Source organism: Micromonospora sp. NPDC005553 (assembly GCF_042871765.1).
Lineage (GTDB): Bacteria > Actinomycetota > Actinomycetes > Mycobacteriales > Micromonosporaceae > Micromonospora.
On record NZ_JBIAJD010000002.1, the window covers coordinates 522,352 to 536,685 of the forward strand.

Consider the following 14,334-nt stretch of genomic DNA (forward strand, 5'->3'; position numbering starts at 1 on the left):
CCACTCCGCCCGCAACCACGCCTGCCACCGCGACCGGCGACCGCCACGGCGACCCTGACCGCGCCTTGCCACCCCGACCGGCAACCGCGACAGACAGCCGCGCCCTCCCACCACCACCGCGACCGGCAACCGCGACAGACAGCCGCGCCTTGCCAGCGTCACCGGCGACCGGTGACCGGCGACCACGACGGAGGGCCCGCGCCTTGCCACCGCGCCACCGCGATCAGCGACCGGCGACCGCGGCGGACGGCCGCGCCCTGCCACCGCCACCGTCACCGCCACCGCCACCGCCACCGCCACCGCCACCGCCACCGCCACCGCGATCAACGACCGCGACAACCCTGCTAGCCCTGCTGTCCCCTGCCATCCCGAGCCGCGCCTCCCGCTGATTGACTCGGCTTGCTGGAAACCGGGGCGTCCCACCGGCCCAGGCCACGCGACTTCCTGAAAGCCGAGTCGAGTCGATCACTGGCGGCGCGCGGTCGCGGCAGGAGAAAGCACGGCCTCGGGCGGGGCGTGATCGCCCAGCGACAGCCGACCGGGCGACACGCCGTCTCGGACGGGTGGTCGCGTCGGTAATTCGATGGCTGTGGCGGGTTGGGAAGCGTAGGGTTGCAGGCCGCTTGACGGCCGAGGTGAGCTGCACCGGAACGGACGTCTTCGCGCCGGGCGGCCGGCCATCCGCCCCCGGACACGCGAGCGCGCAGCAGATGTGAACGATGGGACGTCAGCATGCCCGCACTTGACCTCGACACCGACACTGACACCGGCCTCGACGCGGACCTGGCCGCCGAACGCGCACATCTCAGCACCTCGCGGGCGGCACTGGGTCGGATGCGGGAGCGGGCCGAGTCTCTTTTCGCCACCGGTGACCAGGTGGCCGGCGACGCGTACGCGGCCGAGACGCTCGGCCGCACCCTGGCCCGCCGGGTCGCCGAGCTGGCCGACGACCCGACCACCCCGCTCTTCTTCGGCCGCCTCGACTTCGCCGGCGCCCCTGACAACAGCACCGCAGGCAAGACGGCCACAGGCAACACGGCCACAGACAACCGGACCACAGGCAACGGGACCACAGGCAACGGGACCACAGGCAACACGGCCACAGACAACCGGACCACAGCCGGCAGGCCCGCCATCGAGCCGACCCCGCCTGACGCCAGCGGCGATCATCACGGTCGGCGGTATCACGTGGGGCGGCGGCATGTCACCGATGATCGTGGTGAGCCGTTGGTGCTGGACTGGCGGGCACCGGTCTCCCGTTCGTTCTACCGGGCCAGTGTGCGGGATCCGCAGGGGGTGGCGGTTCGGCGACGGTTCGGGTTCAGCAATGGTGTGCTGACCAGCTTCGAGGATGAGCGGCTGGATCGGGGCGAAGAGCTCGGTACGACCAGTCGGATCCTCACCGCCGAGATCGAGCGTCCACGCGTCGGGCCGATGCGGGACATCGTCGCCACGATCCAGCCGGAGCAGGACGAGCTGGTCCGGGCTGATCTCGCCGACTCGATCTGTGTGCAGGGCGCGCCGGGTACGGGTAAGACGGCCGTGGGTCTGCACCGGGCCGCGTACCTGCTCTACCTGCACCGGGAGCGGTTGCGGCGGGCGGGTGTGCTGATCGTCGGGCCGAACCGGGCGTTCCTGTCGTACATCGCGGCGGTGCTGCCGGCGCTCGGTGAGGTCGAGGTCGAGCAGGCCACCGTGGAGGAGTTGATCTCCCGGGTGGCGGTTCGGGCGGTCGAGGCGCCGGCGGTGGCCGCGCTGAAACACGACGTACGGATGGCGAGCGTGCTGCGACGCGCCGTGCAGGCGCAGATCGACACTCCGACCGAGTCGATCACCGTGTCGGACGGCTCGTTCCGCTGGCGCATCGGGGTGGAGCCGTTGCACCGGATCGTCGAGGAGACCCGCCGGGAGGGGCTGCCGTACGGCACGGGTCGGGAACGTGTCCAGGCGCGGGTGGTGAGTCTGCTGCAACGGCAGGCCGAGGCGCGGCGTGCGGAGTCGCCCAGCGATGCCTGGCTGCGCCGGATGAGCCGCTGCCGGCCGGTGCTCGACTTCCTGGACGCGGTCTGGCCGTCGCTCACCCCGGAAGGGCTGGTGCACGGCCTGTTCTCCGATCCGGACCGGCTCGCCGCCGCAGCGGACGGGCTGCTCAGCGACGCTGAGCAGGCGCAGTTGACGTGGGTGAAGCCGGCCCGCACGCCGAAGGCGACCCGTTGGACCGCTGCGGACGCGGTGCTGATCGACGAGGCGACCGGGCTGCTGGAACGGCTCTCCGGGTTCGGGCACGTGGTGGTGGACGAGGCGCAGGACCTCTCCCCGATGCAGTGTCGGGCCATCGCTCGGCGCAGTGAGCACGGCTCGGTCACGCTCCTCGGTGATCTCGCCCAGGGCACCGCGCCGTGGGCGGCGACGGACTGGAGGGAATCTCTCGCCCATCTGGGCAAGCCGGACGCGGTGGTGGTCCCGTTGACCATCGGGTTCCGGGTGCCGGCCGCAGTCGTCGCATTCGCGAACCTGCTGCTCCCGGCGCTCGCGGTGGACGTACCGCCGGCTGAGTCGCTGCGACACGACGGCGGCCTGGACGTGCGTACGGTGACCGACCTGACCTCGGCGACGGTGGCCGAGGTGCGCGCGGCGCTCGCGCACGACGGATCGGTCGGGGTGATCGCCGCGGACGACGCGGTCGACGGCCTGCGCGCGGCGCTGGCCGAGGCCGGTGTCGAGACCGCGACCGCCGACGACGTGGCGGCCGCGGAGCGGGTCACGGTGGTGCCGGCGACGCTGGTCAAGGGCCTGGAGTACGACCATGTGGTGGTGGTCGAGCCGGCCGCGATCGTCGCGGCCGAGCCGCGCGGACTGCACCGGTTGTACGTGGTGCTCACCCGGGCGGTGTCCCGGCTGGCGGTGCTGCACGTTGCGCCGCTGCCCGCCCCGCTCGTCGGTGGCTCAGCCGGCTGACAGGGCTGCCGCGACCTCCCGCAGCGGGCGGCTGGAGTCGGCCAGCGGCACGTGGAACGACAGCCACGACCCGTCGGCGAAGTCGATCCGCAGCCGCTTCCAGTTCAACCGGTACCTGCCGACCCGGGCGGCGACGGTCGTGCGCGGGACGGACCCGAGCAGTTCGATGTCGGCCTGCGCCTGTTCGTCAGCCGTCGAACTGGAGAGCAGGCCGACGGGTGCTGTCGCGCCGAGCAGCAGCCGCTGGTCGGTGACCCCCAGCACGAGGGTCCGGAGGCCGGGGCCCTTCGCCGCCGCGGTCAGGGCGTGGTGCAGCACGGATGCCTGGGAATCCGGGTCGCCTCGACCTCCGACACCGAAGAAGAGCCAGTCGACGGCGTTGTCTGCCCGACCGAAGGTGATGTTCGGGGACAGCACGTTGAGCAGGACACCCAGGAAGCCCGGCCCACCCGTGGCGGGTGGGGTCGACGGCTGCGAAGGAGGCGCCGGCGTCAGCCCGCCGCCCGCTCGCACCTGGGCCACCGCGCGCACCTGCTCCCCGGCCGCCAGCAGTCGGGTGATCCCCTCGACGTACCGTGTCTGGCTCCCGTCGGTCGTCATCAGTGTCCCTCGTAGTCGGCGGACCGGCGCGGACCGGCGCCTGCGTCGCCGATGACCTCCCCGACCAACTCCCGGACGCGGGCCGCGGCGGCTTCCTGCGCCCGGTTGGCGGCTGCGGTGAACTCCTCGGCCAGGCTGTAGGAGTCCAGTCGCATCGCCCGCGCGTTCAGCTCCGAAGAAAGGATCTTGCCGTCGGCCGCGGCGGTGACCCGCACCAGACCGGAGTCGCTCACACCCTCGGCGCTGGTCTGCTCCAGCTCCGCCATCCGATCGGCGAGTTGCCGTTGCCATCCGTCGAGGTTGCGAGCCAGCGCCTCGATTCGGTCCAGGGCGGGGAAGGTCATGGCTGCCTCTCAGTTCACGATGGAGTCGAAGACATTCTGCACACCCGCTGTGTACGGGCCCAGGTCCTCGCTGTACGTGCCGTCCACCAGGTAGTTGCGGTCCTTCTGCCCGTCGGAGATGTCGTGCAGGCCCACGCCGGTGTCCAGCAGAGCGCCGCCGAACCCGGGGATGTTGACCGGCGAGACCTGGTTGATGACGAACTTGCCCGGGAAGAGAGTCTTGAACTTCTCGACCTGGAAGGCCCGCCCCTCGGGCGTCCAGCCGCCCTTGCTGAGCAGCTTGTACTGCTTCTTTCGCTTCTTGATCTCCATGACGGTCTCCGCGTACTTGCGGAGCTGCCCGGCGACCTTGCCCAGCCGGGCGGCGAGGCGGGTGAGCACCTCGGCGAACCGAGCGACGATCTTGACCATCCGACCCACCGTGGTGGCCAGCCGGGCCAGCACCCGGACCACCGTGGCGGCCAACGAGACGCCGGCGCTCAGCGCCGCGGCCACCGCCGCGATGATCACCTCGGTGAGGAACCAGAGCAGGAACTCAAGGATCAGCTCGACCAGCAGATTGAACGCGTCCACCGCCGCGTTCGCCGCCTCGACCAGCACGTCCTTGGTGCCGTCGAGCCCCTGGGCCAGCTCCTCGATCGCCGCCTCGACCGACTCCATGGAGGCGTGGAAGCCCTCGGCCGCGTCGCCCGACCAGGCGCCACGCAGGCGGGCCCGGTCGGCGATCTGGTCACCGGCGATCTCCCGTACCGCAGCGCCGGTGTCCAGGCAGAGCTGCGCGGCCCGCATCAGGTCGTCCGGTTCGCCGGCGACCAGCTCCAACAGCTGCTCGAACGGCCAGAGCACCGCGTTGGAGAGCGGCTTGAAGGGCTCGGGCGTGCCCGAGACGATCTGCTCGAAGTAGGTCTTGTTGCGCTGCAACGCCTCGGTGCTCACGCCGGCACCGAACCGGTCGGAGCGCCGTTGCCACCCGACCAGGGGCCGGGTGCGATGAGGTCGGGAGCGGGCGGGCGGCCGGGCACGAAGAGGTCGGTGTTGGCCACGTCGGTGCCGGTGTAGGCGGCGGCGGTGTCGGTGAGCCCCTCGGCGATGTCCGCCATCATCTCGGCGCCGTCGGCCAGCCCTTGAAGGCACGCCTCGAACTGCTCGGCGTACGACGCCGCGAGGTTGAAGGACGCCGGCATCACCCCGAAGGCGTGCCGTGGCACGTGCCCGTCGCCGAAGGCGCGGTGCAGTTCGCGGAAACGGGCCGCCCGATCCTTGGACCCGGCGGCGAACGCCGTCAGAGCCTCCGGCTGGACCTCCAGCTCATTGCTCGGGCTTGACACGAACCCTCCCCTGTGGCCTGTGCGACGGATCAGTCGTCACGACTGAACCACCATAGGCAATGCTCGCCGGCATCGGGGGGTCCCGTCGGTGATGACGGGGTCACCCCGCTCGACTTTGTGTCGTAAAGTAGTTTGCGTGGACCTCGACGATGATTCACCACCCACTGACGCCGCGGCGGCGCTCCAGCTGATCCAGGACCAGCGGTCAGCGACGGCACGCCAGCTCGACCCCGACGCCCGCCTGCTCTACTGGCCGTGGGGTGTCGCCTGGCTGGTCGGTTTCGGGCTGTTCTTCCTGCGATTCCCCCCGGGTGAGCGGGCGCTGGTCGCACTGCCGAGCTGGCTGCCGCTGACCGTCCTCTTCGTACTGCTCGCGGCCGCCGGAGCGACCCAGGCGGTGGTCAGCATGCGGGCCTACGGCCAGGTGACCGGCGACTCCGCCCGGCGTGGCAAGTGGTACGGGTACGCCTGGGCGCTCGGAACGGTCAGCGTCTACGCGGGGCTGGGCCGGATCTCCGAACACCTGCCGCACGACCTGGCGGCGCTGCTCTGGTCGGCGACCGCCGTCGGGCTGACCGGTGCGCTGCACATGGCCGGCGGGGCGGTCTGGCTGGACCAGGACCTGTTCCGGCTGGGCGTCTGGATCAGCGTGATCAACCTGGTCGGGGCGTTCGCCGGGCCGGGCTGGCACCCGCTCATCGTGGCGTTGGCCGGCGGCGGCGGAATGCTGGTGGCCGGCGCGCTCGCCCGGCGGCGGCAGCGACAGCGACAGCAGCCGTGACCGAGCTGGATCCGGTCATCCACGCGCAGGCCCGGCTGCGGGTCGTCGCCAGCCTCTCCGCTCTCAACGTCAACGACAAGATCGCGTTCCCCCGCCTGCAGGAGCTGCTCGCGATGACCGCCGGCAACCTCTCGGTGCACCTGCGCAAACTCGAGGACGCCGGCTACGTGGAGATCAGCAAGACCCATCGTGGACGCACTCCGACGACCCTGGTCGGGCTCAGCCGGCGAGGTCGGCTGGCATTCGAGGAGTACACCGAAGCAATCCGCGCCCTGCTCGACCCCACCCCGTCGAAGGAGCAGCCATGACCCTCGCCCGCGCCGACCAGGCCAGCCGCCGGTACGGCGACGTCCTCGCGCTCGACCGTGTCGACCTGGAAGTCCAAGCCGGTGAGCTGGTCGGCCTGCTCGGGCCGAACGGCGCCGGCAAGAGCACCCTGATGAAACTGCTGACGGGCCTGCGCCGCCCCAGCTCGGGGCGGGTCGAGCTGTTCGGGGGCGACCCCCGCGACCCGGCGAGCCGGCGACAGATCGGGGTCACGATGCAGGAGACCGGCCCGCCCAGCACACTGCGCGTCGGCGAGGTCGTCGACTTCGTCTCCGCGCACTACCCCGACCCGGTGCCCCGGGCGGAGTTGCTCGACCGCTTCGGCCTCACCGACCTGACCCGACGGCAGACCGGTGGGCTCTCCGGCGGGCAACGCCGCAGGCTGGCGGTGGCGTTGGCCTTCGTCGGCCGGCCCCGGTTGGTGCTGCTCGACGAACCGACCACGGGCCTGGACGTTGCCGCCCGGCGCACCCTCTGGGACGCGATCCGGGCATTCCACGACGACGGCGGGACCGTGTTGCTCAGCAGCCACTACCTGGAGGAGGTGGAGGCACTCGCCCACCGGGTGGTGGTCATCGGGCAGGGACGGGTGCTCGCCGACGACACAGTGGACGCGGTGCGCGGCATCGTGGGCGTACGCCGGGTCAGCCTGGTCGCCGATGACCTGCCCGACCTGCCGGGGGTGGTTCGCACCGAACGGGTCGACGGTCGGCTGCACCTGCTCACCACCGACGCCGACGAACTGGTCCGAGCGCTTGTCACGGCCCGGACCCCGTTCACCGACCTGGAGGTACGGCCGACCTCGCTGGAGGAGGCGTTCCTCGCCATCACCAGCGAAGACACGTCCAGCGAAGACACGCTCGCCGGCACCGACCGTTCCACCGCTGCCGACGACAGTCCCGCCACCGCCGCTGCCGGCGGCCGACCCACCACCGTCTGAGGAGGCGACCGTGCAGCTCGCCCTGGTCCACGCCCGCTACCAACTCCTGGAGATCATCCGGATTCCGGTGGCCGTCTTCGGCAGCGCCTTCTTCCCGGCCGCCTCCATGATCTTCTTCGTGGTGCCGTTCGCCGGTGACGATCCGGTCGGTGCCACCTACGCCACCGCGTCGATGGTCACCTTCTCGGTGATGAGCGCCAACATCTTCCAGTACGGCGTCGGTGTCGCCGAGGACCGCGACCAGCCCTGGAACCCGTACACCCGGACCCTGCCGACCGGGCCGGCCCCGCGGTTCGCCGGCCGGGTGCTGGCCGGCCTGGCGCTGACCTACCTCTCGCTGATCCCGGTCGTGGTGATCGGCGCGACGCTGACCGCGGCCCAGGTCACGCCGGCGGCGTTCCTTCTGGCTCTTGGCACGGTGGCCGTCATCTCGGTGCCGTTCACGCTGATGGGGCTCGCCATCGGCTACCTGCTGCCGAGCAAGGCGGCGATCGTGGTGGCACAGCTGATCTTCCTGCCGCTGGCGTTCGGCGGCGGGCTGCTCTCCGCGCCGGGCGACGCGCCCGGGTTCATCGAGACGATCGCGCCGTACCTGCCGACCCGGGGCGCTGCCGAACTGATGTGGGCGTCGGTGGCCGACTACGACGTGCAACCGCTGGCACTGATCATGCTCGGTGTCTGGGTGGTGTTGCTCGCCGCGCTCGCCGGTTGGGCGTACCGACGGGACGAGGGTCGCCGGTTCAGCTGACGATTCGTCCGTTTCCGCCCCGGGCCGCGGCGGGACGGTGCCAGGATTCCGGCAGGGGGCCGCCGTGGCCGCCGGGCCGAAAGGGGTCTTGACGTGAGCACCGTCCCGCCGGGTACGCCCTGCTGGGCCGACCTGGCCACCCCGGACCTGACCGACGCGCGGCGCTTCTACCCGGAGCTGTTCGGTTGGACCGGCCGGGTCACCCCGGAACCCGAGGCGGGCGGCTACACGGTCTTCCTGCTCGACGGCAAGCCGGTGGCCGGCGCCGGCCCGCCCGCGATCCCGGACCAGATCCCGATCTGGTCGACCTACCTCGCCACCGACGACGCCGAGCTGGTCGCCGGCCGGGTCGAACGGGCCGGCGGTCAGGTCGTCGTACCACCGTTCGAGGTCTTCGACAGGGGCTGGATGGCGGTCTTCGCCGACCCTGCCGGTGCCACGTTCAGCGTCTGGCAGCCACTGGCCATGGCCGGTGCCGAGGTGTTCAACGTGCCCGGCGCGATGAGCTGGAACGAGCTGGTCACCCCCGACCCCGAGGGCGCGAAGGTCTTCTACGAGCTGGTGTTCGGCTGGCAGCCCGACGACCAGGCGGTGGGTGCGATGACGTACACCGGGTGGCGGCTCGGGACGCAGATCGTCGCGGGGATGATGCCGCCGCTGGCCGACGACTTCCCGGCCGACCTGCCCGCGTACTGGACTGTGTACTTCGCGGTTGCCGACGCGGACGCCGCCGCGGCCCGCGCCGCCGAGCTGGGCGGAACGATCCTGGTCCCGCCCCGCGACATCCCCGCGGGCCGCTTCGCCGCCCTCCGCGACCCCCAGGGCGCCCTCTTCTCCGTCATCGACCTGGGCCCCTGACCCAGCGCCCGCGTGCTCAGGGCCGGGTGGCGCGTGCTCAGGGGCGGGTGGGGCGGACGGGGACCACCAGGGGGCCGTGGGAGCCGGGGACCACCCGGACGCTGGCCCGGTAGTGGGTGGCGAGCAGCTCCTCGGTCAGCACCTCGGTCGGAGTTCCGGCGGCCACCACCTGACCGGCGGCGAGCATCACCATCCGGTCGGCGTACTCCCCGGCCAGGGAGAGGTCGTGCATCGTGGCCAGGACGGTCAGGCCGTGCTCCCGGCGCAGCTGGTCGACGACTTCGAGCACGTCCTGCTGGTGGCCGATGTCGAGCGCGCTGGTCGGCTCGTCGAGCAGCAGCAGCGTCGCGCCCTGGGCGAGCGCGCGGGCGAGGAACACCCGCTGCCGTTCGCCGCCGGAGAGGGTGGCCAGTTCGCGACGGTGGAAGCCGGCGAGGTCCAACCGCCCCAGCACCTCGTGCACGGCGTCGACGTCGGCTGTCGACTCCCGGCCCAGGGTCGGGATGTACGGGGTGCGGCCGAGCAGCACGTAGTCCAGCACCGACATGCCGGGCGGCACCACCGGGGACTGCGCCACCGTGGCCACTATCCGGGCGCGGTCCCGGCGGCGCAGCGCAGCACTCGGCGTACCGAAGAGACTGATCGCCCTCGGCGCGGGCAGCAGGCCGCCGACGGCGCGCAACAGGGTGGATTTGCCGGCGCCGTTCGGGCCGATCACGGTGACCCACTCGCCGACGGCGACGGTGAGGTCGACGCCGGTCAGGATCGGCGTGCCACCGAGGTCGACGTGCAGCCCGCGCACCTCGACGGCCGGCGTGCCGGCGGCGGGTTCGTGGCTCACGTGAGCGCTCGCCGGGCGGTCCGCAGCACGAGGACGAAGAACGGGCCGCCCAGCAGGGCGGTCACCACTCCGATGGGCAGCTCGGACGGAGCGGCGGCGGTGCGGGCCACCACATCGGTCAGCGCCAGGAACGCGCCGCCGAACAGCAGTGACATCGGCAGGATCACCCGGTAGCTGGACCCGGCGAGCAGCCGGACGGTGTGCGGCACGATGATGCCGACGAAGCCGATCAGGCCGGTCGCGGAGACCGCCGCGGCGGTGCCCAGCGATGCGGCGGCGATCAACAGGTACCGGGTGCGCTGCGGGTGCAGGCCCAGACTCCTCGCCTCGTCGTCGCCGACCGCGAGGACATCCAGCTCGCGGCGGTGCAGCAGCACCACCACGGTGGTCAGCGCGGCGTACGGCAGCACCAGCAGCACGTCGTGCCAACCGGCGGTGGCGAGCCGGCCGAGCAACCAGGAGTACACCGGCTGGATGGTGTCGGCGTTGCGTTGCAGGAGGTACGTCTGCCCGGCGGAGAGGAACGCGGAGACCGCCACCCCGGCCAGGATCAGCATGGCCGGTGATCCGCGTCGCCCACCGGCCGCGCCGAGCACGTAGGTCATCGTGACGGCGAGCAGCGAACCGGCGAACGCGGCCAGCGGAATGGTCATCGGCAACCCGGAGAGCGTCCCCTGCCGGCCGGCGCCGCCGAGGGCGATCGCCGCGGTGACCGCGAGGCCGGCGCCGGCGGCCACACCGAGCAGGTACGGGTCGGCCAGCGGGTTGCGGAACACGCCCTGGTAGCAACCACCGGCGAGGGCGAGCAGACCGCCGACGAGCAGGCCCAGCACCACCCGGGGCAGGCGCAGCTCGGTGACGATCGCGATCTCACGTTCGGTCAGCCCGCTGTCGAGGTGCACCCCGGGAATCAGGTTGAGCAGCTCGGCGGCGACGCTGCCCGGGGGCAGGCTCACCGGGCCGAGCGACACCCCGACGACGAGCGCGACGAGCACCGCCACCAGGCCCGCGACCAGCCACCGCATACGCAGCCCGGCGGGCCGGGCCCCGGGCGGCAGCCCGGCGGGCCGCGCCCCGGGCGGCAGCCCGGCGGGCCGCGCCCCGGGCGGCAGCCCGGCGGGCCGGGCCGTGGACCGCAGCCCGGCGGGCCGCGCCGGAGAACGTGGCTCGGCCCGCGGGGATGGCGGTGGCGGCTCGGTCGGCTGACCGGTTGGTGCCGGATCGGACACCTGTCGCGGCCCGGTCACCGACGGACGACGGTCACGCGGGCACCTTGGCGACCGCGTCGACGATGACCCGGAGCAGGTCCACGACCCGGGGGCCCCAGCGGGAGGCGATGTCGTCGTCGAGGGCGACGACCTGGTTGTTCTTCACCGCGGTGAGGCCCGCCCAGCCACTGCGCGCCTTGACCGTGTCGGCGCTCTGCTGGCAGCACTTGGCATCGGCCAGGAAGACGAAGTCCGGGTCGGCCTTGACGATGATCTCCTGGGACAGCTGCGGGTAGCCGAAGTTCTTACCGTCCGCGTCGGCCGGGTCGGCGATGTTGGTCAGGCCGGCCTGGCTGTAGAGCGAGCCGATGAAGGTCTTGCTGGTGGCGCTGTAGAGCTCCGGGCCCAGCTCGTGGAAGTAGGTGAGCTTCTCGGCGCGCTGCGGCAGGTCCTTGACCAGCTTGGCGATGTCGTCCTTCATCCGGGTGGCGACGTCGGTGGCCTGGTCGGCGTGACCGGTCAGCGTGCCCAGCTCGGTGATCTGCCGGTACGAGTCGTCGAGCGTGACCGCCGCCGGGGTCTGGTACACCGGAATCTTCAGCTTGCCGAGCTGCTCGACGATCTTGTTGCGGTCGTCGGAGAGCACCACCAGGTCAGGGTTCTTGCCGGCGATCGCCTCGGCGTTCGGCTGGAAGGCGGAGAGGTCGGTCTTGGGCACGTCGGCCGGGTAGTTCGACTGGTCGTCGACGGCGGTCACCTGCGGGCCGGCACCGATCGCGAAGAGCATCTCGGTGGCGGTGGGCGACAGCACGACGATCTTCTCGGGGCGCTTGTCGAGGGTGAGCGCGCCGACGGTGACCGGGTAGGCGGCGGCAGCGGTGCCGGCGCTCGGCTTGTCGTCGGCCTTCTCGGCGCAGGCGCCGAGGGCGAGCGCGGCGACCGCGAGGGTCGCCGCGAAGATCCGAGGGGTACGTCTGTTCATAGGGGCCTCCTGTCGGTCGAGGAGTGTGGTGCTTCGCCGACAGGGACTTTCGTACGCCCGCCCACGAGGCGCCCTTCCTCGAGAGCGCGTTTCGCGACCGATCCGTAGGCGACCTGGCTCGTCCCCACCGACCGGTGGGGCATCACAGTTGCGGGACAGCGCCGGGATGAGCACCGGCTTCGCTGCGGACTGGTCGCTAAGACGGTAGCGCACCGCCGGGACGTGCCGGATCGATCAAGGGCCGATCAGCGTGGGTCGATCTCAGAGCGGTGGCGCACGAGGGGTTTGTCCCGGATCTGGAGGCTCAGGAGCGGGTGGTGGGGCCCCGCCGGGGCGGGACGGGGCCCCACCCGATCAGGAGGACGTGATGGTGACGTTGTCCACAGCCGCCTCCACAAGGCTGGCTCCGGACGCGTCCGCCGCCTCGACGAGCACGCGGACCGACTGGCCGGCGTACGGGGTGAGGTTGAGGTTGGCTACCGCCCAGGTTCCGTTACGGTTGCTGGCCGCTCCGGCCTGGGTGAGCAGCGCTGTGGTGCCGCCGTTGTGCACCACGCTCACCCGCAGGTAGTCCGCCGACGAGGCGTTCGAGCCGTGCGCCAGGTACCAGGCGAGTGAGAGCGTCAGCGTGCCGGACGACGGCAGTGTCACAGCCGGTGACCGGGCGCTGGTCACTCCGCCGTCCACGTCGTAGTCACCGGCCGCCGAGCCGGCGAGCCGGCCGGTGACCAGGTCGTTGGACCCGGCGTACGGGGTGAGCTGCTTGGCTCCGGAGGACGTGGTCGCCTGGGCGGCGCCCCGCTCGAACGCGCCGAGGGTGGCGGTGTCGGTGCCGGACGGGTTGATGGTCCAGCCGGTGGCGGTCTCGAAGGTGTCCGACCAGACAGTGGTGCCGCCACCGCCGCCGCAGTACTGCGCCTGCTTTCCGATGGCCCGGTACGGGCAGTCGGCGTACTCGCTGAGGAGCAGCACCGCGTCCCGGTTGCGCGAGGTCTGTGCCGGGATCACCTCGTCGGGCGGGTAGAAGCCGCCGCCGCCGGACGAGCCCGGGTACATCTCGAAGGTGTACGCCCAGATGTTGTGGGTCGCCCACATCCAGTCGAGGCTGTCTCCGTCGGTGATGTAGAGATCGCTCGACTGTTCCGGGGTGTAGCCGTTGGTGGCCGCCATCTGCTGACCGATGGTGGCGAAGGTGTTGTACTGGTCCGCGTTCATCCCGGTCGCGGTGTTCGCCGTGGTGTAGCCGTACGGCCAGAGCACCAGCTGAGAGTACGTGTGGAAGTCGATGTTGGCCTTGATCTGCTGCACACCGCCGACGACCCGGCCGTTGACGAAGTTGCGCAGCGCCTGCGTCTCGGGCGCGGAGAACGCCGACGGCCCCCGGTAGGTCTCCGACGAGGTGGTGCCGGACGAGCCGCCGCAGCATCCCCAGTTGTAGGACCAGTTGCGGTTCAGGTCGGTGCCGACGTTGGACGAGCCGCTGTTGGGCTGCCGGTTCTTGCGCCAGGACCGGTACGACCCGGTGGCGATGTCGTACTCGCTGCCGTCCGGGTTGACCGTCGGCACGATCCAGAGCTCCCGGCCGTTGACGATGTTGGTGATCCGGGAGTCGCTGCTGTAGCTGTCGGTGAAGAGATTGAGCAGGTAGATCGCCATCTCGACGGTCAGGTGCTCACGAGCGTGCTGCTGGGAGTTGAACAGGATCTCCGGCTCGTTCTCGTCGGTGCCGACGTTGTCGGAGATCTTCACGGCCATCAGGTCGCGGCCCTCGTACGACGAACCGATGCTGATCTTGCGGGCGATCGCCGGGTGGTCGGCGACGACCTGGTTCACGACGGCGGTCAGTTCCGCGTAGTCGTGGTAGTTCGAGTCGGCCGGCGGGAAGGCCAGCGCGCCGAAGTCGCCGGCGCCGCGCTCGGCGTTGGGCGGCGGGGCGAGCGGTTCCAACCGGAAGCCGAGCTTGCCGATCGCGGCGGCCTCGGCCGCGGTGGCCGAGATGTGCAGCACGCCGTGTTCGGAGTAGTCGATGGCGGCTCCGGTGCGGGCCACCGCGTTGCGGTCGGCGAGGGTCCGGGGCCCGAGCACCCGGTAGCCGGCGGCGGCCTGCTCAGCGGTGCGGTCCGGTGCCGGTCGGGCGGCGGTCGGGCCGGCGGTGACCGGGCCGGCGGCGACGGTGACGATGCCCAGCCCGGTGACGACAGCGAGCACCAGGACACGGCGGAGGGGGATGGGCGTGCGGAGGGCCATGGACTACCTCCTCGATGGGCGGGAGATCCCGCTCGGTGAGGACACTTCACCACCTGTCACATGGTCATATCAATATTGATCGTTGCGTTGGCCATCCCAGGCGGATCATCATGGCGGCAATGATTTTCCACCTATCAACACCTGGCGAAACTTCCCTCCAAGCGGAAAACTG

The 14,334-nt window shown here is 71.5% G+C and carries 14 protein-coding genes; 6 read left to right on the forward strand and 8 right to left on the reverse strand.

Going from position 1 to position 14,334, the window contains the following annotated elements:
* Positions 1-732 precede the first annotated feature (732 nt).
* Positions 733-2,958 (forward strand): HelD family protein, encoded by a 2,226-nt coding sequence (locus ACFYPG_RS09725; protein ID WP_387351348.1) that lies wholly within the window; start codon positions 733-735, stop codon positions 2,956-2,958.
* Here ACFYPG_RS09725 and ACFYPG_RS09730 read toward each other — a convergent pair.
* The 4 genes from ACFYPG_RS09730 to ACFYPG_RS09745 are packed head-to-tail and all read right to left on the reverse strand — an operon-like array spanning position 2,947 to position 5,230.
* The gene (locus ACFYPG_RS09730) at positions 2,947-3,558 is read right to left on the reverse strand and encodes a hypothetical protein (protein WP_357229254.1); all 612 of its coding nucleotides are present in this window, start codon (positions 3,556-3,558) and stop codon (positions 2,947-2,949) included. The two genes, ACFYPG_RS09725 and ACFYPG_RS09730, sit on opposite strands and share 12 nt — an antisense overlap.
* A complete protein-coding gene (locus tag ACFYPG_RS09735; RefSeq protein ID WP_355004833.1) occupies positions 3,558-3,902 on the reverse strand; it encodes a YbaB/EbfC family nucleoid-associated protein in 345 nt (114 codons plus the stop codon). Before ACFYPG_RS09735 ends, ACFYPG_RS09730 begins: the two co-directional genes overlap by 1 nt.
* Before the next feature lie 9 nt (positions 3,903-3,911).
* The gene (locus ACFYPG_RS09740; protein ID WP_357196611.1) at positions 3,912-4,838 is read right to left on the reverse strand and encodes a WXG100 family type VII secretion target; all 927 of its coding nucleotides are present in this window, start codon (positions 4,836-4,838) and stop codon (positions 3,912-3,914) included.
* A complete protein-coding gene (locus ACFYPG_RS09745) occupies positions 4,835-5,230 on the reverse strand; it encodes a type VII secretion target (RefSeq protein ID WP_355004831.1) in 396 nt (131 codons plus the stop codon). The genes ACFYPG_RS09740 and ACFYPG_RS09745 overlap by 4 nt, the downstream gene beginning before the upstream one ends.
* A 136-nt stretch (positions 5,231-5,366) precedes the next feature.
* Here ACFYPG_RS09745 and ACFYPG_RS09750 point away from each other — a divergent pair, with 136 nt between their 5' ends.
* The 5 genes from ACFYPG_RS09750 to ACFYPG_RS09770 all read left to right on the forward strand — a co-directional run bounded on the left by ACFYPG_RS09750 (position 5,367) and on the right by ACFYPG_RS09770 (position 8,884).
* Positions 5,367-6,011, forward strand: a complete 645-nt coding sequence (locus ACFYPG_RS09750) for a transporter (protein ID WP_387351352.1) — start codon at positions 5,367-5,369, stop codon at positions 6,009-6,011.
* A complete protein-coding gene (locus tag ACFYPG_RS09755) occupies positions 6,008-6,319 on the forward strand; it encodes a transcriptional regulator (RefSeq protein ID WP_355004829.1) in 312 nt (103 codons plus the stop codon). Before ACFYPG_RS09750 ends, ACFYPG_RS09755 begins: the two co-directional genes overlap by 4 nt.
* Positions 6,316-7,278, forward strand: coding sequence for an ABC transporter ATP-binding protein (locus tag ACFYPG_RS09760; RefSeq protein ID WP_387351354.1), 963 nt, complete (start codon positions 6,316-6,318; stop codon positions 7,276-7,278). Before ACFYPG_RS09755 ends, ACFYPG_RS09760 begins: the two co-directional genes overlap by 4 nt.
* 10 nt (positions 7,279-7,288) lie before the next feature.
* On the forward strand, positions 7,289-8,026 hold the full coding sequence (locus ACFYPG_RS09765) for an ABC transporter permease (RefSeq protein ID WP_355004827.1): 738 nt from the start codon (positions 7,289-7,291) through the stop codon (positions 8,024-8,026).
* Positions 8,027-8,119: 93 nt separating this feature from the next.
* Positions 8,120-8,884, forward strand: coding sequence for a VOC family protein (locus tag ACFYPG_RS09770; RefSeq protein ID WP_355004826.1), 765 nt, complete (start codon positions 8,120-8,122; stop codon positions 8,882-8,884).
* Positions 8,885-8,921: 37 nt separating this feature from the next.
* Here ACFYPG_RS09770 and ACFYPG_RS09775 read toward each other — a convergent pair whose 3' ends face one another.
* From ACFYPG_RS09775 to ACFYPG_RS09790, 4 genes are all read right to left on the reverse strand, one after another.
* The gene (locus ACFYPG_RS09775) at positions 8,922-9,725 is read right to left on the reverse strand and encodes an ABC transporter ATP-binding protein (RefSeq protein ID WP_355004825.1); all 804 of its coding nucleotides are present in this window, start codon (positions 9,723-9,725) and stop codon (positions 8,922-8,924) included.
* A complete protein-coding gene (locus ACFYPG_RS09780) occupies positions 9,722-10,750 on the reverse strand; it encodes an iron ABC transporter permease (protein WP_355005181.1) in 1,029 nt (342 codons plus the stop codon). Before ACFYPG_RS09780 ends, ACFYPG_RS09775 begins: the two co-directional genes overlap by 4 nt.
* A gap of 235 nt (positions 10,751-10,985) precedes the next feature.
* Positions 10,986-11,915, reverse strand: coding sequence for an ABC transporter substrate-binding protein (locus ACFYPG_RS09785; protein WP_355004824.1), 930 nt, complete (start codon positions 11,913-11,915; stop codon positions 10,986-10,988).
* Positions 11,916-12,269: 354 nt separating this feature from the next.
* Entirely contained in the window at positions 12,270-14,162 is a 1,893-nt protein-coding gene (locus ACFYPG_RS09790) for a M14 family metallopeptidase (protein WP_387351356.1), read from the reverse strand.
* Positions 14,163-14,334 lie beyond the last annotated feature (172 nt).

Bases quoted from the DNA above. Each gene is read 5' to 3' on its own strand.
- ACFYPG_RS09725 (WP_387351348.1), top strand. From the start codon at position 733: ATGCCCGCACTTGACCTCGACACCGACACTGACACCGGCCTCGACGCG.
- ACFYPG_RS09730 (WP_357229254.1), bottom strand. From the start codon at position 3,558: ATGACGACCGACGGGAGCCAGACACGGTACGTCGAGGGGATCACCCGA.
- ACFYPG_RS09735 (WP_355004833.1), bottom strand. From the start codon at position 3,902: ATGACCTTCCCCGCCCTGGACCGAATCGAGGCGCTGGCTCGCAACCTC.
- ACFYPG_RS09760 (WP_387351354.1), top strand. From the start codon at position 6,316: ATGACCCTCGCCCGCGCCGACCAGGCCAGCCGCCGGTACGGCGACGTC.
- ACFYPG_RS09780 (WP_355005181.1), bottom strand. From the start codon at position 10,750: ATGCGGTGGCTGGTCGCGGGCCTGGTGGCGGTGCTCGTCGCGCTCGTC.
- ACFYPG_RS09785 (WP_355004824.1), bottom strand. From the start codon at position 11,915: ATGAACAGACGTACCCCTCGGATCTTCGCGGCGACCCTCGCGGTCGCC.
- ACFYPG_RS09790 (WP_387351356.1), bottom strand. From the start codon at position 14,162: ATGGCCCTCCGCACGCCCATCCCCCTCCGCCGTGTCCTGGTGCTCGCT.